Origin of the sequence: Nocardioides bruguierae (assembly GCF_023554635.1) — a bacterium.
Lineage (GTDB): Bacteria > Actinomycetota > Actinomycetes > Propionibacteriales > Nocardioidaceae > Nocardioides > Nocardioides bruguierae.
This window is the reverse complement of record NZ_JAMJPH010000035.1, coordinates 35,897-54,171: the sequence shown is the minus strand read 5'-3', so window position 1 is coordinate 54,171 and position 18,275 is coordinate 35,897. Positions and strand designations below refer to the sequence as shown.

At 73.5% G+C, this 18,275-nt stretch carries 16 protein-coding genes and 1 tRNA gene; 10 read left to right on the top strand and 7 right to left on the bottom strand.

What is annotated here, in order from left to right; all coding sequences use genetic code 11:
• The first annotated feature begins 227 nt into the window (after nt 1–227).
• From M8316_RS18750 to M8316_RS18735, 4 genes are all read left to right on the top strand, one after another.
• Entirely contained in the window at nt 228–905 is a 678-nt protein-coding gene (locus M8316_RS18750) for a Crp/Fnr family transcriptional regulator (protein ID WP_136569113.1), read from the top strand.
• Between the two features lie 132 nt (nt 906–1,037).
• The gene (locus M8316_RS18745; RefSeq protein ID WP_250057156.1) at nt 1,038–1,556 is read left to right on the top strand and encodes a SigE family RNA polymerase sigma factor; all 519 of its coding nucleotides are present in this window, start codon (nt 1,038–1,040) and stop codon (nt 1,554–1,556) included.
• A complete protein-coding gene (locus M8316_RS18740) occupies nt 1,553–3,934 on the top strand; it encodes a TolB-like translocation protein (RefSeq protein ID WP_250057154.1) in 2,382 nt (793 codons plus the stop codon). Before M8316_RS18745 ends, M8316_RS18740 begins: the two co-directional genes overlap by 4 nt.
• 148 nt (nt 3,935–4,082) lie before the next feature.
• Nucleotides 4,083–5,405 carry a calcium:cation antiporter family protein gene (locus M8316_RS18735; protein WP_250057152.1) on the top strand — a complete coding sequence of 441 codons (1,323 nt, stop codon included), beginning with the start codon at nt 4,083–4,085 and terminating at the stop codon, nt 5,403–5,405.
• 34 nt (nt 5,406–5,439) lie between these two features.
• On the opposite strand, the gene M8316_RS18730 is transcribed toward M8316_RS18735, so the two are convergent.
• The 5 genes from M8316_RS18730 to M8316_RS18710 all read right to left on the bottom strand — a co-directional run bounded on the left by M8316_RS18730 (nt 5,440) and on the right by M8316_RS18710 (nt 9,578).
• Nucleotides 5,440–6,255, bottom strand: coding sequence for an MBL fold metallo-hydrolase (locus tag M8316_RS18730; RefSeq protein WP_250057151.1), 816 nt, complete (start codon nt 6,253–6,255; stop codon nt 5,440–5,442).
• Entirely contained in the window at nt 6,252–7,124 is an 873-nt protein-coding gene (locus tag M8316_RS18725; protein WP_250057149.1) for an NUDIX hydrolase, read from the bottom strand. Before M8316_RS18725 ends, M8316_RS18730 begins: the two co-directional genes overlap by 4 nt.
• Nucleotides 7,125–7,153: 29 nt before the next feature.
• On the bottom strand, nt 7,154–7,615 hold the full coding sequence (locus tag M8316_RS18720; protein ID WP_250057147.1) for a RidA family protein: 462 nt from the start codon (nt 7,613–7,615) through the stop codon (nt 7,154–7,156).
• Nucleotides 7,616–7,620: 5 nt separating this feature from the next.
• Nucleotides 7,621–7,773 carry a Sp36 family protein gene (gene sp36, locus M8316_RS18715; RefSeq protein WP_250057145.1) on the bottom strand — a complete coding sequence of 51 codons (153 nt, stop codon included), beginning with the start codon at nt 7,771–7,773 and terminating at the stop codon, nt 7,621–7,623.
• Between the two features lie 98 nt (nt 7,774–7,871).
• Complete coding sequence (locus M8316_RS18710) at nt 7,872–9,578, bottom strand: BCCT family transporter (RefSeq protein WP_250057143.1); 1,707 nt, start codon at nt 9,576–9,578, stop codon at nt 7,872–7,874.
• 370 nt (nt 9,579–9,948) lie between these two features.
• Here M8316_RS18710 and bagA point away from each other — a divergent pair, with 370 nt between their 5' ends.
• Nucleotides 9,949–10,947, top strand: coding sequence for an ATPase BagA (bagA, locus tag M8316_RS18705; RefSeq protein ID WP_250057141.1), 999 nt, complete (start codon nt 9,949–9,951; stop codon nt 10,945–10,947).
• Nucleotides 10,944–12,116 (top strand): ArsA family ATPase, encoded by a 1,173-nt coding sequence (gene bagB / locus M8316_RS18700; RefSeq protein ID WP_250057139.1) that lies wholly within the window; start codon nt 10,944–10,946, stop codon nt 12,114–12,116. Before bagA ends, bagB begins: the two co-directional genes overlap by 4 nt.
• A gap of 223 nt (nt 12,117–12,339) precedes the next feature.
• On the opposite strand, the gene M8316_RS18695 is transcribed toward bagB, so the two are convergent.
• Nucleotides 12,340–12,642 (bottom strand): WhiB family transcriptional regulator, encoded by a 303-nt coding sequence (locus M8316_RS18695; protein WP_250053892.1) that lies wholly within the window; start codon nt 12,640–12,642, stop codon nt 12,340–12,342.
• A 559-nt stretch (nt 12,643–13,201) separates the two neighbouring features.
• Between M8316_RS18695 and M8316_RS18690 the strand changes: the two genes are divergently transcribed.
• On the top strand, nt 13,202–15,631 hold the full coding sequence (locus tag M8316_RS18690; RefSeq protein WP_250053891.1) for a transglycosylase domain-containing protein: 2,430 nt from the start codon (nt 13,202–13,204) through the stop codon (nt 15,629–15,631).
• A gap of 95 nt (nt 15,632–15,726) precedes the next feature.
• On the opposite strand, the gene M8316_RS18685 is transcribed toward M8316_RS18690, so the two are convergent.
• A complete protein-coding gene (locus tag M8316_RS18685; RefSeq protein ID WP_250053890.1) occupies nt 15,727–16,191 on the bottom strand; it encodes a GatB/YqeY domain-containing protein in 465 nt (154 codons plus the stop codon).
• Nucleotides 16,192–16,217: 26 nt separating this feature from the next.
• Between M8316_RS18685 and M8316_RS18680 the strand changes: the two genes are divergently transcribed.
• The 3 genes from M8316_RS18680 (at nt 16,218) to M8316_RS18670 (ending at nt 18,211) form a co-directional block, all read left to right on the top strand.
• Nucleotides 16,218–17,201 (top strand): metallophosphoesterase, encoded by a 984-nt coding sequence (locus M8316_RS18680; protein ID WP_308195982.1) that lies wholly within the window; start codon nt 16,218–16,220, stop codon nt 17,199–17,201.
• A 102-nt stretch (nt 17,202–17,303) separates the two neighbouring features.
• Nucleotides 17,304–17,377 (top strand) — tRNA-Pro (locus M8316_RS18675).
• Nucleotides 17,378–17,527: 150 nt separating this feature from the next.
• Nucleotides 17,528–18,211 (top strand): hypothetical protein, encoded by a 684-nt coding sequence (locus M8316_RS18670; RefSeq protein ID WP_250053889.1) that lies wholly within the window; start codon nt 17,528–17,530, stop codon nt 18,209–18,211.
• The last annotated feature ends 64 nt before the right edge of the window (nt 18,212–18,275 follow it).

Genomic DNA, 18,275 nt, shown 5'->3' with positions numbered 1-18,275 from the left:
CTTCCCCGCTCCCCGGCGAGGAGCGGCCGACGACACCACGCACCTGACAGACATCTGACATCATGGTGATTGGCACGTTCCAGTCGGCACCGACCGGTTCGCAGTCCGAACGGCTGCGAGGTGGTCTGATCGGCGAGGCGGACGCCTGCGTCCGTGCCGGCACCGATAGGATGCCTGTGGCCCGTCCTGGGACGGGTCCCGGAGAAGAAGCGAGTGGGAGGTCCCTGGTGGACAACGACGTACTGCGTCAAGCGCCCCTGTTCAGTGCGCTGGACGACGAGGCAGCCTCGGCGCTGCGCGCCTCGATGACCGAGAGCCGGCTGCGCCGCGGCGAGGTCCTCTTCCACGAGGGCGACGTCGGCGACAAGCTGTACATCGTGCTCGACGGCAAGGTGAAGCTCGGCCGCACCTCGACCGACGGGCGCGAGAACCTGCTCGCGATCCTCGGCCCCGGCCAGATGTTCGGTGAGCTCTCGCTCTTCGACCCGGGCCCGCGCTCGGCCGCCGTCACCGCGGTGACCGACTGCTCCTTCGCCTCGCTCTCGCACGAGGACCTGCTGCGCTGGCTGGAGGGTCGCCCCGTCGTGGCGCGCGGCCTCCTCGCCCAGCTGGCCGGCCGCCTGCGCAAGGCCAACGACGTCGTGGCGGACCTCGTGTTCTCCGACGTCCCCGGCCGTGTCGCCAAGGCGCTGCTCGACCTCGCCGACCGCTTCGGCCGCACCGCCGACGACGGCGTCCACGTCAACCACGACCTCACCCAGGAGGAGCTCGCCCAGCTGGTCGGCGCCTCCCGCGAGACCGTGAACAAGGCCCTGGCCGACTTCGTCAGCCGCGGCTGGCTGCGCCTCGAGCCGCGCTCCGTGGTCATCCTCGACCTCGAGCGCCTCGCCAAGCGCGCCCGCTGACCCACCGGTCGGCACCCCTGAGCGTGCGGACGTCCCCGACGTCCGCCCCGCTCAGGACATTCGAAGAATTCTCCGCGCGACGACCCCCGTCCGCACCCTCGCCTGCGTAGTGAGGGGTGGAAGGGGGTCGTCGTGACTTCGAAAGCAGACTTCGAGCAGTTCGTGCGGGCACGCACCGCCTCGCTGTCGCGCACCGCGTACCTGCTCACCCAGGACGCCCACGCGGCCGAGGACCTCGTGCAGCACGCCGTGCTCCAGGCCGCCCGCGCCTGGCACCGGATCGAGGGCGATCCCGAGCCCTACGTCCGCCGGATCATGTACACCACCAACATCTCCTGGTGGCGGCGCCGCAAGGGCGTGGTCGAGCACGGCCTGGACGCGGCGGGCGACCGCCCGGCGAGGCCGGAGGCCGACCCCGAGGTGCGGCTGACCCTGGCCGAGGCCCTCGGCCGGCTGACCTCACGCCAGCGCACCGTGCTGGTGCTGCGCTTCTACGAGGACCTCACCGAGGTCGAGACCGCGCGCGTCCTGGGCATCCGGCCCGGCACCGCGAAGTCCCTCACCCGCCAGGCGCTGACCCGCATCCGCGTGGTCGCGCCGGAGCTGGCCGACCTGGTCGGCTCCACCCCCTCCCCCGGAGGTGCCCAGTGAGCCCCACCGACCTGCGCTCCGAGCTGGAGCGCCTCTCCCACGACGCCCCCGACCTGCACCCGGACGTCGAGGCCACCTGGGCGGGCGGTCGCCGGGCGCACCGTCGCGACGTCGCGGTGCGCATCGGCGGGGTCGTGGCCGCCGTCCTGGTGCTGGCCGCCGCCGTCACCGGCCTGCCCCTGCTCTCCCAGCCCGACGAAGTGGACCCCGCGGGGCCCGGTGGCGGGTTCCCCTCCACCGTCCTCGAGGTGCCGGTCGAGAGCCTGGACGCCCTCACCACCGCCGACCTCGCCGTGGGGGTCACCGCCGCGATCGAGCGGGTCGACCACGGCGTCGTCGCGGTCTCCGCCCAGGACGGCTCCTACGCGGTGCTCCAGCCGCCGGGCATGACGTGGCGCAGCGGGCAGGACGTCACGCTCTCGCCCGACGGCACGACGCTGGCGTGGTCCGGGAGGGCCGTCGAGGGCGGCCGCGGCGACGTCCGCCTCGCCTCCCTGGTCACCGGTGACGTGACCGTCGTCAGCACCGACGTCACCGACGGGCTCACCGTCGAGCAGTGGGCGTGGTCCCCGTCCGGGCGCTACCTGGCCCTCGCCGGCTTCACCAGCACCGCCGACGCCACCCGCGCGGCCGAGGTCTCCGGCGTCGTCGACACCGCCACCGGCGAGACCTGGCGGGTGCCGCAGCGCGGCTCCGACCTGACCGACCTCGAGGTCGCGGTGGACGACGACGGCACCGCCGTCACGGCGACGCGCCGCGCGGTCCTGAGCACCACCCGCGACGGGGAGACCACCGCGCTGTCGCTCGCCCCGAACGGCCGGTTCCCCCTGGCCGTCGACCCGACGGCCGGGGTCGTGATGGACACCGTCGCCCGCGGCCGGACCGGAGGCACAGTGCGACACCGGCTGCTGACCACGGCAGCGGCCGTCCCCGTCCCTGGCCTGGACGACCTCGCCCTCACCGTGGTGGGCGGGAGCCTGTCCGACGGCGCCGGCCACGTGCTGGTCCGCGCGCTCGACGCGGCCGACCACGCCGGCCCCGCCACGCTCCTCGACCTGACCCTGGACCCCGGTGACGGCACCGTCCAGGTCACCGAGGTTGCCACGGTGCCCGAGGGGCTCACCGCCGTGGCGGCCGACCTGGCCAGCACCAGCGTGCAGGTCACCGAGCCCACCTGGCCCACGACCGACACCGGCCTGCCCTGGTACTGGGCGGCGCTGGGCCTGGTGGGCGTCTACCTCCTGGCGGGCGTCCTCACGCTCGGGATGCGCCGGGGGCGGCTGCCGCTGCTCGCAGGCGTCCTCGTCGTGGGCATGGCGCTCTGGCTGGCCTCCCTCGGCGTCGACGACCGGCCCGAGCAGGCACGCGCGGGGGTCCCGAGGACGCTCGTCGCGGTGCCCGACTCGCTCCTGTCCGAGCCCGCGAGAACCCTGGCCGTCGGTGTCCAGGGCGCCGCCTGGGCGCAGGAGACCGACGACGCCACCTCGGTGGTCGTGACCGTCGACCCGTGGGGGCGGTACCGCGCCCTCGACCTGCCCGGCTGGGTCGGTGGCGAGCCCACCGCCACCGCGGCCGTGCAGCCGGCACTGGCACTCTCGCCCGACGGGTCGCGGCTCGCCTACGCCTGGTCAGAGCCGCCGGCCCCGTTCGACGCGCAGGCGGACGCCCCGACGACCGTGGCCAGCGGCGTCGCGGTGCTCGACCTGCGCACCGGCGAGGTCACCACCACCGACCTGACCCCCGACCTGCCGACGGGCGTCGCCGCCCTGGCCACCCAGCTCGCGTGGTCGCCCTCGGGGGCCTGGGTCTCCTTCTCCGGTGACGCAGCGCAGGAGTGGACCACCAGCAGCGTGGGCGGCCGCGTCTCGATCGTGGGGCGCGTCCCCGTCGTGGCCGACGGCGCCCCCGACGTCGCGGAGGCGTCCGAGACCCCGCTGCTGGGACTCTCCGTCACCGACGACGGAGCCATCACGTGGGTGAACGCGGAGAAGGGCAGCAGCAGCACGGCGTCGACGCGCGCACTGCGCTCGGCCCAGGCCGGGGGCGGACGGGTCATGACGACCGTGGGCTCCCGGGTCCTCGTGTCCTCCACCTCGGCCGGCGGCGGCACCGTCGCGGCCGTGGGAGGCGGTCAGTACACCCCGCTGATCCGCACCGACCCCGAGCTGAGCGCCACGCTCTCCGTGGCCGGCGGACTCCTCCAGCAGCCGGACCGCCCCCTCAAGGCCTCCACCGTCGCGCCCGGGGCGCTGCCGTGGAGCTGGGTGGGCCACTGGACCCTGCAGCGCTGGCTGGTCGCCGGCACCGGCGGCGTCCTGGTCCTGCTGCTCGGCCTCGGCACCGTCGCCGGCTTCCGCGGGCGCCGTCACCCCGCCTGATCCCCCAAGCCCCCCCAAGCCTCGCCTTCCGCCGAGTCGGCAGTGACGTGCTGCCGACTCGGCGGTGAGTCGGCAGCAGCTTTCTGGCGCGGGCCGCGCGCCGGGCGGGGTGATGCCTCGCGCCGAGCGGACACGACAAGGTGGGCCCATGTCCACGAGCACCGACGCGCCGGTCGCGACCCGACCACCGCTCCCGCTGGCGATCGCGGCGCTGCTGGCGCTGCCCGGCACGTACCTGGGGGCCGCGGCCTACCTGGGCGGGCCGGCACCCGAGATCGCGGCCCCCGTGCAGGTGCTGGTCTACGGCCTGGCGATCGTCGGGGCGGCCTTCCTGCTCTCGTGGGCGGCCGAGGCGGTGCAGGTCGACATCAACGCCGGCCTCGCGCTGGCACTGCTGGCACTGGTGGCCGTGCTGCCGGAGTACGCGGTCGACTTCGTCTTCACCACCCAGTGCGGCGGCGAGTTCGCGGCCGACGGCGGCAGCGCCGAGGTCTGCGGCCTGGCCCTGGCGAACATGACCGGCGCCAACCGGGTGCTCGTCGGCGTCGGGTGGCCCCTGGTCGTGCTCGTGGCGACGCTGGCGCTGTGGCGCAGCCGCAAGGAGGCCAAGCAGGTCGACCACCACGCGGCCGAGGTGCGCCTGGCTCCCGCGATGTCGGTGGAGGTGGTCTTCCTCGGGATCGCCACCCTGTACTCGCTGACCCTGCCCCTGCGCAGCAGCCTCACGCTGATCGACTCGGCCGTCTTCCTGCTCATCTTCGCGGGCTACGCCTGGCGGCTCTCGCGGATGGAGTCCTCCGAGCCCGATCTGCTGGGCACGTCCGCGTGGATGGGCGGCCTCGACACCCGCCCCCGGCGAGCCTGGGTGATCGGCACCTTCGTCGTCGCCGGCCTGATGATCCTCGCGTGCGCCGAGCACTTCGCCGAGTCGCTCACCACCACCGGCGAGGAGCTGGGCGTCTCCCAGTTCCTGCTGGTGCAGTGGATCGCGCCGCTGGCCAGCGAGTCCCCCGAGCTGATCGTCGCCTGCCTCTACGCGTGGCGGCTCAAGGCCGACGACTCCCTCGGCGCGCTGCTCTCCTCCAAGGTCAACCAGTGGACGCTGCTGGTCGGCGGTCTCCCCCTCGTCTTCGCCCTCTCCGCCGGCACCGTCGCGGGGCTGCCGATCGACACCGAGCAGCGCTTCGAGCTGCTCATCACCGCCGCCCAGTCGCTGTTCGCGGTGGCGCTGCTGCTCGACCTCCGCCTCTCGGCGCGGGACGCCGGCGTGCTGCTGGGCCTGTTCACCACCCAGTTCCTGGTCAGCGTCCTGGGCACCGACGCGATGAACACGTACGTGATCGTCGCCCTCTCGATCGTCTACGTCGGCTGGTCGGCCCTGCGGGTCGCCCGGCGCCTCGGCGTCACCCGGCGCCTGGTGCGCGACGGCGTCGTCACCCCCATGTCCGAGCTCTCCACCGAGGCCGCCTGAGCCGCGTCCGGCGACGCGGACGTGGTCGGCGAGCTCAGCCGGCCAGGTAGGCCAGCTGGGCGCGGACGCTGAGCTCCGCAGCGGGCCACAGCACGGGGTCCACGTCCGCGTAGACGACCTCCACCACGTCGCGGGCGTGGTCGAGCAGCGCGGGGTCGTGCAGGGCCAGGCCGAGGGCGTCGGCCGCCTGCTCCACCTGCTCGAGCCGGTCCACGCGGTGGGCGCGGTAGGCATCCAGCACGTCCACGGCGGAGGCCAGCACCGGGCCGTGGCCCGGCCACACCGAGGCCGCCCCCACCTCGGAGGCCAGCGCGTGCAGCCGCTCCAGCGAGCCCAGGTAGGCCCCCAGCTCGCCGTCGGGGTGGGCGACCATCGTGGTGCCGCGGCCCAGCACGGTGTCGCCGGTGAGCAGGGCCCGCTCGGCGGGCAGCCAGAACGACAGCGAGTCGGCGGTGTGCCCCGGGGTGGCCACCACGTGCAGCTCGAGCCCGTCGACGTCGACCACGTCGCCGTCCGCGAGGCCCTCGTCGCCGAGGGTGAGGGCCGGGTCGAGGGCGCGGACGCCGCAGCCGACCCGCTCGGCGAAGGTGCGGGCCGCCTCGGCGTGGTCGGCGTGGTGGTGGGTGAGCAGGACGGCGGCCACCGACCCGGCCATCTCCTCGGCCGCGCCCGCCACGGCGTCCAGGTGCGCCACGAGCTCGGGGCCGGGGTCGACCACGAGCGCACGCCGGGCACCGGGCTCGGCCAGCACCCACGTGTTGGTGCCGTCCAGCGTCATGGGGCTCGCGTTGTCGGCGAGCACGCAGCGGCCTCGCTCGCCGAAGGCCCCGCCCACCCAGGCGCTGCTCACGCGCGACCCCGCGCGACCAGCAGCCGCCGGAGCCGGTCGGGGTAGCGGAACCGCCACTCGCCGTCGGTCTCGACGGGCTGCGGGCAGAACATCTCCAGCCGCCGCCCGGCCCCGTCGGCCAGGACCGCCGCGACGGAGTCGAACACGCCGACCTCGAGGGAGGTCAGGTACGTCGGCGGCATCATGGCCACCTCGCCGGTCTCGGCGCGAGCGGCCTGCGCACCGGCCGGCGCCCACTCCACCGAGGAGGACTCCCCCGAGACGTCCCGGGTCGCGCAGCCCTCCGGCAGGGCCGCGACCAGGAACCAGGTGCGGTAGCGCCGTGGCTCGATCTCGGGCGTGAGCCACGCGTCCCACGGCGCCAGCAGGTCGCTGCGGAGCACGAGGCCGCGGCGGGTCAGCAGCTCCGAGAGCGAGCACGCCCGGGTCTCGCAGGCGGCGCGGTCGGCCTCCCACACGTCACCGAGCGTCGGGACGACGGCCTGCGAGCCCGGCTCGGAGGCCAGCAGGACGCCGGACTCCTCGAACGTCTCGCGCACCGCAGCGGCCACGACGGCGCGGGCCTCGTCCTGCGTGCAGCCCAGCCGCTCGGCCCACCACGAGACGGGCGGGCCGGCCCAGGGCAGGTCCGCCGAGGCGTCCCGCGCGTCGACCCCGCCGCCGGGGTAGACGGCCATGCCCGCGGCGAACGCCATCGAGCGCTGCCGCAGCAGGTAGTAGGTCTCCACGCCGCCGGGCCCGTCGCGCAGCAGCAGCACGGTGGCCGCGTCGCGGGGCTCGGCGGCCTGCCGTCGTCCCGCGGCGTGCTCCCGGACGGCCTCGACGAGACTGTCCGGGAGCGGCGCGGGCGGGATCGGGACGTGCGGCACGGGGTCTCCGGGCGGGTCGGGGGGGGAGGTCAGGCGACCTCGACGACCATCTCCACCTCGACGGGCGAGTCGAGCGGCAGCACCGGCACGCCGACGGCGGAGCGGGCGTGCACGCCGGCCTCGCCGAAGGCCTGGCCGAGCAGCTCGGAGGCGCCGTTGGCCACGCCGGGCTGGCCGGTGAAGTCGGGGGTCGAGGCGATGAACGCGACGACCTTGACGATGCGGACGACCTGGTCGAGGTCACCGATCTCGGCCTTCACCGCGGCGATGGCGTTGAGCACGCACTGCTGCGCGCAGGCGAACGCCTCCTCGGCCGTGACCTCGCCACCGACCTTGCCGGTGGTCATCAGCTCGCCTGCCCGCATCGGCAGCTGGCCGGAGGTGTAGACGTAGGAGCCGGTGCGCACGGCCGGGGTGTAGGCCGCGACGGGCTTCACCACGTCGGGGACGGACAGGCCCAGCTCGGCCAGGCGGCTCTCGACGACGCCCACGGCACTCACTCCGCGGGGCGCTTGAGGAAGGCGATGAGCCCGCCCTGCGCGTTCGTGTGGATGGCGACGAGCTCCCAGCCGTCCTCGCCGAAGTTGTTGAGCATGAGGGCCTCGTTGTGGAGCGGGATCGGCGCCACCTGGTACTGCCACTTGGTCATGCCCGCACCCTACTGGCCCGCCCCGGACGCGACACCGCCCCCGACGCAGGTGCGTCGGGGGCGGTCCGGCCGTGGTGCGGCGAGCGGGGCGAGGAGCGTCAGCGCTTCTCGGTCGTCGTCGCGGAGAGGTTGATCGAGTCGTCCTCGTGGATCTCGTTGGCGACCTCGCGGGCCAGCCAGCGGCGCTTGCGGCGCTCGATGGCCTTGTGCTCGCCCAGGAGGGCCTTGGCCAGCGCGATCATCATCAGGATCATCACGATGCTGAACGGCACCGCCACCAGGATCGACATCGTCTGCAGCGCCCCGAGTCCACCGGCGAGCAGCAGCACGGCGGCGACCAGGCCCTCCATCGTGGCCCAGAAGGCACGGCTCCAGCGCGGCGGGTTGGTGTTGCCGCCCTCGGAGAGCATGTCGACCACGAACGAGCCGGAGTCGGAGCTGGTCACGAAGAAGACCACGATCAGGACGATCGCGACCACGCTGAGCACGGTGCCCGCGGGCAGCTTGTCGAGCATCTCGAACAGCGCGGTGTTGGAGTTGACCGTGCCGTCGGCGCTGATCAGACCGCCCTGGCCGTAGACCTCGCGGTAGAGGGCGGAGCCGCCCAGGACCGAGAACCACAGGAACGTGACCAGGGTCGGCACCAGCAGGACGCCGGCGACGAACTCACGGACGGTGCGACCGCGGGAGATGCGGGCGATGAAGACGCCGACGAAGGGCGCCCAGCTGATCCACCAGCCCCAGTAGTAGGTCGTCCAGGACGACAGGAAGCTCGCGCCCGCGTCACCCGTGAACGGGCGGACGTTGAACGCCATCTGGAAGAAGTTCTGCAGGTACGACCCGATCTGGGTGACGAAGTCGCTGAGCAGGAAGACGGTCGGGCCGAGCACCAGGACGGCCGCGAGCAGCAGGGCCGCGACGACCAGGTTGATGTTCGAGAGCAGCTTGATGCCCTTGTCGACGCCCGAGAGCACCGAGGCGAGGGCGAACGCGGTGATGACCGCGATCAGCACCACGAGGATCGGCGTGGTGGCCTCGTCGAGGACACCGAGGAAGGCCAGGCCGCTGCCGACCTGGCTCACGCCGAGGCCGAGCGAGGTGGCGACGCCGAACAGGGTGCCGACGATGGCGATGACGTCGACGACGTCACCCCAGACGCCCAGGATGCGCTTGCCGAACAGCGGCTCGAGCGCGTAGCGGATCGAGATCGGGCGGCCCTTGCGGTGCACCGCGTAGGCGATGGCGAGGCCGACGACCACGTAGATGGCCCAGGCGTGCAGGCCCCAGTGCAGGAACGTGATGTCCATGGCGGTGCGCGCGGTGGCACCGATGGTGCTGGAGTCGGTGCCGGGCACCGGGCTCGCGAGGTAGTTCAGCGGCTCGGCGACGCCCCAGTAGACGAGGCCGATGCCCATGCCGGCCGCGAACAGCATCGCGAACCAGCTCATGAGGCCGAACTCGGGCTCCTCGTCGTCGGTGCGGCCGAGCACGACCTGACCGACGGGTGCGGCCATCAGCCACAGCGAGAAGAAGACGAAGGAGGAGACCAGGGCGATGTAGTACCACCCGATGTCCTGCACGACGGTGTTGTTCACCTTGGTGATGAAGTCGCCGAAGGGGCCGGGCACGACCAGGGCGACGACGACGAGCGCCAGGATGATGCCGGCGGAGGGCAGGAACACCCGGGGCGCGGCGAGGAGGCCGCGGTGCTCGGGCTCCTGCGGCGGGCGGAGGTCGCCCGAGCCGTCACGCTCGGGCTGGTCGCCCATCTCGGCGACTCGGTCTGTCGGAGGACTGCTGGTCATGGAACCTCTCCATCGGGGGGACAACGGCCGTTGACACTGATTGCCCGAACCGGCTAGGGCCAATCACCCGCGGCGCGACTTTTACTCAGGTCACTCTCAGGACCCGGCGCACACGGCAGGGCGCGGACGGGGCGGACGCCTCACCCGTCAGGGGGCACGAAACCGCCTCCGACCTGGCACGACACCGACTCCGAGAACGTCGGGCAGCGCGGTCGAACAGCCATCCACCCTGCCGGTCCAGACCGCTGGAGTCACATCGGCGACACCTGTCATGCCCGTCCCGACAGGTCCGGTGGCCCGCCTCACGCGGGCCCGGAGCACCCACCCCGAAGGCCACCCGCGCCCGCGGCGGCCGCCCTAGGCTGGGCTCGTGACCTCCCCCTGGCCCCGCGCCCGACTGCACGTGGTGACGGGCAAGGGCGGCACCGGCAAGTCCACCGTGGCCGCGGCGCTGGCGCTGGCGCTGGCCTCCCACGGCAAGCAGGTCCTCCTGTGCGAGGTCGAGGGCCGCCAGGGCATCGCCCGGATGTTCGACGTCGACCCCCTGCCCTACGCCGAGACCCGGATCGCCACCGGGCTGCGCGACGAGCGGGGTCCCGGCAGCGTGCACGCGCTCAACATCGACCCCGAGGCCGCCCTGCTGGAGTACCTGGCCATGTACTACCGCCTCGGCCGGGCGGGCAAGGCGCTGGAGAAGTTCGGCGTGGTCGAGTTCGCCACCACCATCGCCCCCGGCGTGCGCGACGTGCTGCTCACCGGCAAGGTCTACGAGGCCGTGCACCGCAACGCGCGCAACCGTGGGGCGACCGAGTACGACGCCGTCGTCCTCGACGCCCCGCCCACGGGACGGATCTCCCAGTTCCTCGGGGTCTCGGACGAGGTCGCGGGGCTGGCCAAGGTCGGGCCGGTGAAGAAGCAGGCCGACCAGATGATGTCGCTGTTCCGCTCCCCGCGCACCGCCGTCCACCTCGTCACCGTGCTGGAGGAGATGCCCGTGCAGGAGACCGCCGACGGCATCGCCGAGCTGCGCCGCCACGGGCTGCCCGTGGGCGGGGTGGTGGTCAACCAGGTGCGCCCGCACGACGTCTCGGACGACGACCTCGCGCTCGCCCTGGCCGGCCGGCTCGACAAGGAGGCGCTGGGCCGCGAGCTCGAGCACGCCGGCGTGCGGCCCACCAAGGTGCTCCTGGACGGCCTCGCCTCCGAGGCCCGTGACCACGCCGAGCGCCGCGCGCTCGAGGACGCGCAGCGCGAGGTGGTCGCCGACCTCGACGTGCCGGTCGCCGAGCTGGGCCGGCTCCCCGGCGGCGTCGACCTCGGTGCCCTCTACGAGCTGGCCGCCGACCTGCGCGGGCAGGGGTTCGCGTGAGCCGGCAGGAGCGGGTCGGTCCCCAGGGTCGGCGCACCGACCCCGCCGGCGTCCTCGACGTGGACGCGCTGCTGGACGACCGCGCCACCGGGATCATCGTGTGCTGCGGGTCGGGCGGCGTCGGCAAGACGACCACGTCGGCCGCCCTGGCCCTGCGCGCGGCCGAGCGGGGCCGCCGCGTCGTGGTGCTGACCATCGACCCCGCGCGTCGGCTCGCGCAGTCGTTGGGAATCGAGAAGCTCGACAACACCCCGCGCCCCGTCGTCGGGATCGACGAGAGCGCCGGCGGCGGCCTCGACGCGATGATGCTGGACATGAAGCGCACGTTCGACGACGTCGTGCTCGGCCAGGCCGGCCCGGAGCGCGCCCGCGCGATCCTGGAGAACCCGTTCTACGTGGCCCTCTCGAGCTCGTTCGCGGGCACGCAGGAGTACATGGCCATGGAGAAGCTGGGGCAGGTCCGGGCGCAGGCCCGCGCGGAGGGCACCTACGACCTGATCGTCGTGGACACCCCGCCCTCGCGCTCGGCGCTGGACTTCCTCGACGCCCCCGAGCGGCTCTCCAGCTTCCTGGACGGCCGCTTCCTGCGGCTCATGCTCGCGCCGGCCAAGGGCCCGGCGCGGCTGATGACGGCCGGCCTCGGGCTGGTGACGGGCGCGCTGACCAAGATCCTCGGCGCCCAGATCCTCACCGACCTGCAGACCTTCGTGGCCGCGCTCGACACCGTCTTCGGCGGGTTCCGGGCCCGCGCGCAGCAGACCTACTCCCTGCTCCAGGCCGAGGAGACGGCCTTCGTGGTCGTCGCCGCGCCCGAGCCGGACGCGCTGCGCGAGGCCGCCTACTTCGTCGAGCGCCTCGACGGCGACGCGATGCCGCTCGCGGGCATGGTCGTGAACCGCACGACCCCGGAGCCGCGCAGCAAGCTGTCGGCCGAGGAGGCGCGGGCCGCCGTCGAGCGTCTGCGTGGACGACGGCAGGGCGGCCTGGCCGCGGGGCTGCTGCGCCTGCACGCCGACCGGTGGTCGGCCGTGCGCCGCGAGCAGCAGCTGTGCAGCCGCTTCACCGCTGCGCACCCCGACGTGGCCACCACGCAGGTGGCCGCGCTGCCCGGCGACGTGCACGACCTCAAGGGCCTGCGCCGGGTGGGCGCGCTGCTGGCTCGCGCCTGAGCCCGGTGCCGGCGACGTTGCCGGGCACCGGGACGCACGCGTGCCACCCGCCACCGGGAGGCGGCGGGTGGTCCGGGGCGGACCGGCCTGGAGGTGTGTCGGTCGGCCGCGGATCAGCGTGTCAGCGAGCCGGGCCGGTCGCGGGTCGCGACCGGGTGGTGCGGTGCTGCGGTGGTGCTGGTGTTGCGGTGGTGCGCTGGGCCGGCCTGGGGGGCCGGCCGGTTCAGCGACCGACCGGAGCGGCCGTGCGCGTCGGAGCGCTCGGGTTGGTGCGTGCCGTCTCGAGCACCTGGCGCCACGAGGACGCCGGCTTGCGACGGAGCAGGGCACGGCGCTCACGCTCCGTCATGCCGCCCCACACGCCCCACTCGATCTGGTTGTCGAGGGCCTCTGCGAGGCACTCGGTGCGGACGGGGCAACCGCCGCACATCATCTTCGCCTTGTTCTGCTCGGCGCCGCGCACGAACAGTTCGTCCGGCTGCGCCTCTCGGCAGGCCGCCTCAGGCGCCCAGTCTTCAACCCACATGATGTCGTCCCCACATCATTCCAGGGGCCCGCGACCTCCACCCCCATGGCGGTCGTCGGACCCGTTACTTGTCCCTGGTTAAAGTTAAACCGCCGTCGTGCCGACCTTTGCAGGCACGAATTGCCCAAACCTTCTAGTCCGATATGACTAGTCCGAGTGCACCCCCGGAACCCTGGGGGATCACCGCCGGGCGACCGTCGCGTTACGGCAACGTTTCAGAACGCTGCAACACCCGTTGCAACCGTTCCCGACCTGGATTCTGACCAGGTCAGACACCCACCGGGGTTCCGGGCCATGCCGCTCACCCCTGCGGGCTGACCCACAGGGCCACCCAGGCCGGGCGCAGGTTTCACCGGACGCCGGTGCACGGCCGTGGCCACGACGGCCTCGGCCCGCCCGGTCCGGGTGGTACCCCCACCTCCCCGACCGGGCCAGCCCGACCGGGCCGGGGCCCCGCGGAGGCCCCGTGGACGAACCTGTGAGACGCCTGCGCGGGTCCTCCGCCGGGGCGGCCGCGACGACGCGGCCAGGCTGGGGGTGCTCCCGTACCCTTGCGCCCATGTCCGCTTCCCGCACCGCGGCCCGGATCACCTCCCACCTCGGGGTGATGGTCGCCGTCTCCGTCGTGCTCGGCGTCGTCGTCGCCGGTCTCGCCATCCCGTTCGCCGGCCTCGTGGGCCTGAGCGCGCAGGGTGTCGCCGAGACCATGGACGACCTCCCCGAGGAGCTGGAGACCGGCGACCTGGCCCAGCGCACCACCATCCTCGACGTCGACGGCAACACGATCGCGACGCTGTACGACCAGAACCGTGTCGAGGTGCCGCTGCGGCAGGTCTCGCGCACGATGGTCAAGGCGATCCTCTCGATCGAGGACTACCGGTTCTACGAGCACGGCGCGCTGGACGTGAAGGGCACGCTGCGTGCCTTCGTGACCAACCAGGCCTCGGGCGGCACCGTCCAGGGCGGTTCGTCGATCACGCAGCAGCTGGTGAAGCAGACCCTGATCAACCAGGCGGCGACCGAGGAGGAGCAGGCGGCGGCCACGGCGGACACCTACGCGCGCAAGCTCACCGAGCTGCGGTACGCGGTCGCGCTGGAGGAGCAGCACTCCAAGGACTGGATCCTCGAGCGCTACCTCAACATCGTCTACTTCGGCGACGGCGCCTACGGCATCCAGGCGGCGGCCAAGCACTTCTTCAACGTCAACGCCAAGGACCTCAACGTCAAGCAGTCGGCGATGCTCGCCGGCATGGTCAAGAACCCCTACGGGTACGACCCGACCAACGACAAGGCCCGCGCCAAGGACCGTCGTGACGTCGTCATCCAGCGGATGGCGGACCTGTCGGTGATCAGCCAGAAGCGGGCCGCCAAGCTGCGCAAGCAGGGCCTGGGCCTGGACGTGCAGAAGAACCAGAACGGCTGCGTCTCCGCGACCGCCCCGTTCTTCTGCGACTACGTCGTCAACTACCTGGTCGCCGACTCCGACCTGGGGCGCTCCGAGAAGGCGCGTCGTCGCCTGCTCTACACCGGCGGCCTCACCATCCAGACGACGCTGGACATGGACTTCCAGAACGCCGCGGACACCTCCGTCTCCAACGCCGTGCAGCCGACCGACGGGGCCATCGGCGGCCTGGCCATGGTCGAGCCGCTGACCGGTGACGTGAAGGCGCTGGCGCAGTCCCGTCCGATGGGCCGGAAGAAGAAGCAGGGCGAGACCTACCTGAACTTCGTGGTGCCCAAGGAGTACGGCGACTCCAACGGCTTCCAGCCGGGCTCGACGTTCAAGCCGTTCGTCCTGGCCACCGCCATCGAGCAGGGCATCCCGCTGAACACGCAGATCGCCTCGCCGCAGACGATCACCCTGCCGATCAGCTCCTTCCGCGACTGCAGCGGCCCGATCCAGAGCACCCAGGACTACGAGGTCAACAACTCCACGGGCTACGGCACCTACACGCTCTACACGGGCACCCAGCAGTCGGTGAACACGTTCTTCGTGCAGCTCGAGCAGCGCGTCGGCATCTGCAAGCCCTACAACCTCGCGGTGAAGATGGGCATCCAGAACCTCAAGGGCAAGACCGCCCGCAGCCTGTACGAGGTGCCGGCCTTCACCCTGGGCGTCGCCGACACCAGCGTGCTGGAGATGGCCGAGGCCTACGCGACCTTCGCCGGTCGCGGCGTCCACTGCGACTCGCGCCCGGTCACCTCGATCACCGGCCCGAACGGCAACACGGTCAAGGAGTACGACTCCAGCTGCGAGCGGGTCATGCAGGCCACGACCGCCGACGGCGTCGCGGACGTGCTCCGCGGCGTCATCGAGGGCGGCTTCGCCTCCGCCCAGGCGCTCGACCAGCCCGCGGGCGGCAAGACCGGTACCACCCAGAGCGGCCGCGCCGTCTGGTTCGCCGGCTTCACCCGCAACATGGCGGCCGTCTCGATGGTGGCCGGCGTGAACAACCTCGGCCAGCCCGAGTCGCTGGTGGGCAAGTACCTCAACGGCCGCTACGTGGCCTCGGCCTCGGGCTCCACCTACGCCGCGCCGATCTGGGGCGACGCGATGAAGGCGATCGACGACCAGCTGGCGAACGAGAACTTCGTGGCTCCCACCGACGCGGTCGTCAACGGTGTGCAGACGACCGTCCCCTCGGTCTCCGGCATGACCATCGAGACCGCCCGCCAGACGCTGAAGGACGCCGGCTTCGGCGTCTCCGTCGGCAGCTCGGTGAACTCCTCGCTCTCGGCCGGCCTGGTGGCCTACAGCTCCCCGGGCGGCGGCAGCACCGCCGCGGAGAACTCCTTCGTCATCCTCTACCCCTCCAACGGCGTCCCGCCGGTCGTGAACACCCCCAGCACCGGTGGCAACAACGACGGCGGCAACAACAACGGTGGGAACGACGGCGGCGGCAACAGCGGCGGCAGCAACAACGGGAACGGCGGCAACAACGGGAACGGCAACGGCGGGGGCAACAACGGCGGCGGCAACAACGGCTAGCCGCCACCCCGCCTGACGCGACAGGGCCCCGGACCGATCATCGGTCCGGGGCCCTGCTCGTCCTGCGGTCGACGCCCTCGGTCGCCGCCTCGGTCTCAGGAGGCGCCGAGCTGCTTCTTCACCTCGGCGGCCACCGCGCCGCCGTCCGCGCGACCCTTGGTCTGCTTCTGCACCACGCCCATCACCTTGCCCATGGCGCGCATCCCCTCGCCGGCGGCGCCGGTGGACTCCACCGCGGCCGCGACGATCGCGGCGACCTCCTCGTCGGTCAGCTGCTCGGGCAGGTACTCGGCGATGACGCCGGCCTCGGCCTCCTCGCGCTGCGCGGACTCGGCCCGTCCGCCCTCGGCGAAGGCGGACGCGGCCTCGCGGCGCTTCTTCGCCTCGCTGGTCAGCACGGTGACGACCTCGTCGTCGGTGAGCACCTTGGCGCTCTTGCCCGCGACCTCGGCGTTGGTGACGGCGGACAGGACCATCCGCAGGGTGGAGGACCGCAGCTCGTCGCGTGCCTTCATGGCGGCGGTGAGGTCGGTGCGGAGACGGTCCTTGAGAGTGGTCATGGGCGCCATTGTGGCAGCCTGGCCTCGTGCGACACACGTCGATTCCCGCCCCGCCGCGCCTGCTGCGCGACGCGCTGGCCCGACCGCTGCCCACCCCCGGCCCCGCCGTGCTCGCGGGCCTCGGCCTGGCGGCGGCCGGCGGCGCCGCGCTGGCCGCCGGCGCCGCCGAGGCCCGCCGGTACACCCTGCGCCGCCACCGACTGCCGGTGCTGCCCGCCGGGGCGGACCCGATCCGCGTGCTGCACCTCTCCGACATCCACCTCACCCCGGGCCAGGAGCGCAAGCGGGACTGGCTGACGCGGCTCTCCGCGCTGCCCGTGGACCTCGTGGTCAACACCGGCGACAACCTCTCCCACCAGCGTGCGGTCGGCCCGCTGGTCGAGGCCCTCGGCCCGCTCCTGGATGCGCCGGGCGTCTTCGTCCTGGGCTCCAACGACTACTTCGAGCCGCGCGTGCGCAACCCGTTCCAGTACCTGCTGCCCGACACCGGCAAGCGGCGCACCGACGTGCCGGAGCTGCCGTGGCGGCACATGGCCGCCACGTTCACCGGTCGCGGGTGGCTGGACCTCACCAACACCACGGGGCGGTTGAGCGTGAAGGGTGTCGACCTGGCCTTCGCGGGGGTCGACGACCCGCACCTGGCCTACGACGACCTCGCCGCGGTCGACGACGCCGCACCCGTGGACGCCGGCGTGCGGCTCGCCGTCGCGCACGCGCCGTACCTGCGCGTGCTGGACCACTTCGCGCAGCGCGGGTGGGACGCGATCCTGGCCGGCCACACCCACGGCGGCCAGGTCTGCCTGCCGAACGGCCGGGCGCTCACCACCAACTGCGACCTCGACAACGCGCGCGCCCGCGGACTGCACCGGCACCCGGCCGACTCCCGGCCCGGCGACCCCGCCTCGTCCTGGCTGCACGTGTGCGCGGGGCTCGGCACCAGCCCCTTCGCCCGGGTGCGCGTCGCCTGCCGCCCGGAGGCCGTCCTGCTGACCCTGGAGCCGGTGGCCTGAGCGGGCGCGGGCCGACCCGTCCAGGGATGCTCCCCGATTGGGGGCCGACCACGCCGCTGGGCTATGCTCCCGTGCTTGTGAGCCACCGTTGGTGGAGCACATCGGGCTGTGGCGCAGCTTGGTAGCGCGCCTCGTTCGGGACGAGGAGGCCGCAGGTTCAAATCCTGTCAGCCCGACCCTCAGGTGCCCCGGCACCGACAGCAGGGCCCGGACCCACGAGAGTGGGTCCGGGCCCTGCGTGCGTCTGTCCTCCCCCCTCCCCCCGGGCCCACCGCGGGACCCCTGGGCGTATGTCCTCGCACCGTGGCGCGTGCCACACTGCGGGCATGCCTGACTCCGAGCGCGACAAGCTCGCCGCGCCCAGCCTCGGGCGCCTGCTCGGCCGCCGCCGCGGCGCCGACGCCGCGGCCGACGAGGACGCGGCGGACGAGGGCGCCCCGGGCCCCGGGGGGACGTCGGGCCCGGACGCGGCCACGACCGAGCAGCCGACCCTCGTCCAGCCGGCGCCGGAGCGCGAGCCCGTCGCCGAGGCCCGGCCCCAGCCCGTCCCCCAGCCCGACCCCCAGCCCGAGCCTGCGGGCCCCGGGCGCCGCGAGCGTGCGGGAGCGGCGCTGGCGGCGGGCCTGGAGGGCGCCCGAGGCCTGTCCCCGGCCGCCGTGGCTCCGCTCGCAGGGCTCGGCTCCGGGGCGGTCATGGTCGCGCTGGTGGCACTCTCCTCCCAGGGCTGTCGCGCGGCGCTGGGCTCGAGCAGCTGCGGCACGGGCTTGGGAGCCACGCTGCTGGTGCTCGCGCTGGTCGCGGGGGTCGTGGCCGGCGGGCTGCTGCTGCGGCTCGTCTCCGCACCCCAGGCGGTCGCGACGGCCCTGCTGGGCACCGGCGCCACCGCGGTCGTCGCCGTGCTGCTCGCGGACCGGCTGCCCAGCCCCTGGCTGCCCCTGCTGCTGCTCGTCGTCTCGGCCGTGGCCTACGCGGGCGCCCAGCGACTCACCGAGGCCGCGGAGTCCGCCTGAGCCGTCCCGCCTGCCGGGCGGGAGCCCACTCACGCGCGAGACTGGTTCGCATACCTGCACCACG

Excerpts from the sequence above, each read along its gene's own strand:
- sp36 (WP_250057145.1), bottom strand. The coding sequence starts at position 7,773 with ATGACCAAGTGGCAGTACCAGGTGGCGCCGATCCCGCTCCACAACGAG.
- M8316_RS18690 (WP_250053891.1), top strand. The coding sequence starts at position 13,202 with ATGTCCGCTTCCCGCACCGCGGCCCGGATCACCTCCCACCTCGGGGTG.
- M8316_RS18710 (WP_250057143.1), bottom strand. The coding sequence starts at position 9,578 with ATGACCAGCAGTCCTCCGACAGACCGAGTCGCCGAGATGGGCGACCAG.
- M8316_RS18670 (WP_250053889.1), top strand. The coding sequence starts at position 17,528 with ATGCCTGACTCCGAGCGCGACAAGCTCGCCGCGCCCAGCCTCGGGCGC.
- M8316_RS18685 (WP_250053890.1), bottom strand. The coding sequence starts at position 16,191 with ATGACCACTCTCAAGGACCGTCTCCGCACCGACCTCACCGCCGCCATG.
- M8316_RS18695 (WP_250053892.1), bottom strand. The coding sequence starts at position 12,642 with ATGTGGGTTGAAGACTGGGCGCCTGAGGCGGCCTGCCGAGAGGCGCAG.
- M8316_RS18735 (WP_250057152.1), top strand. The coding sequence starts at position 4,083 with ATGTCCACGAGCACCGACGCGCCGGTCGCGACCCGACCACCGCTCCCG.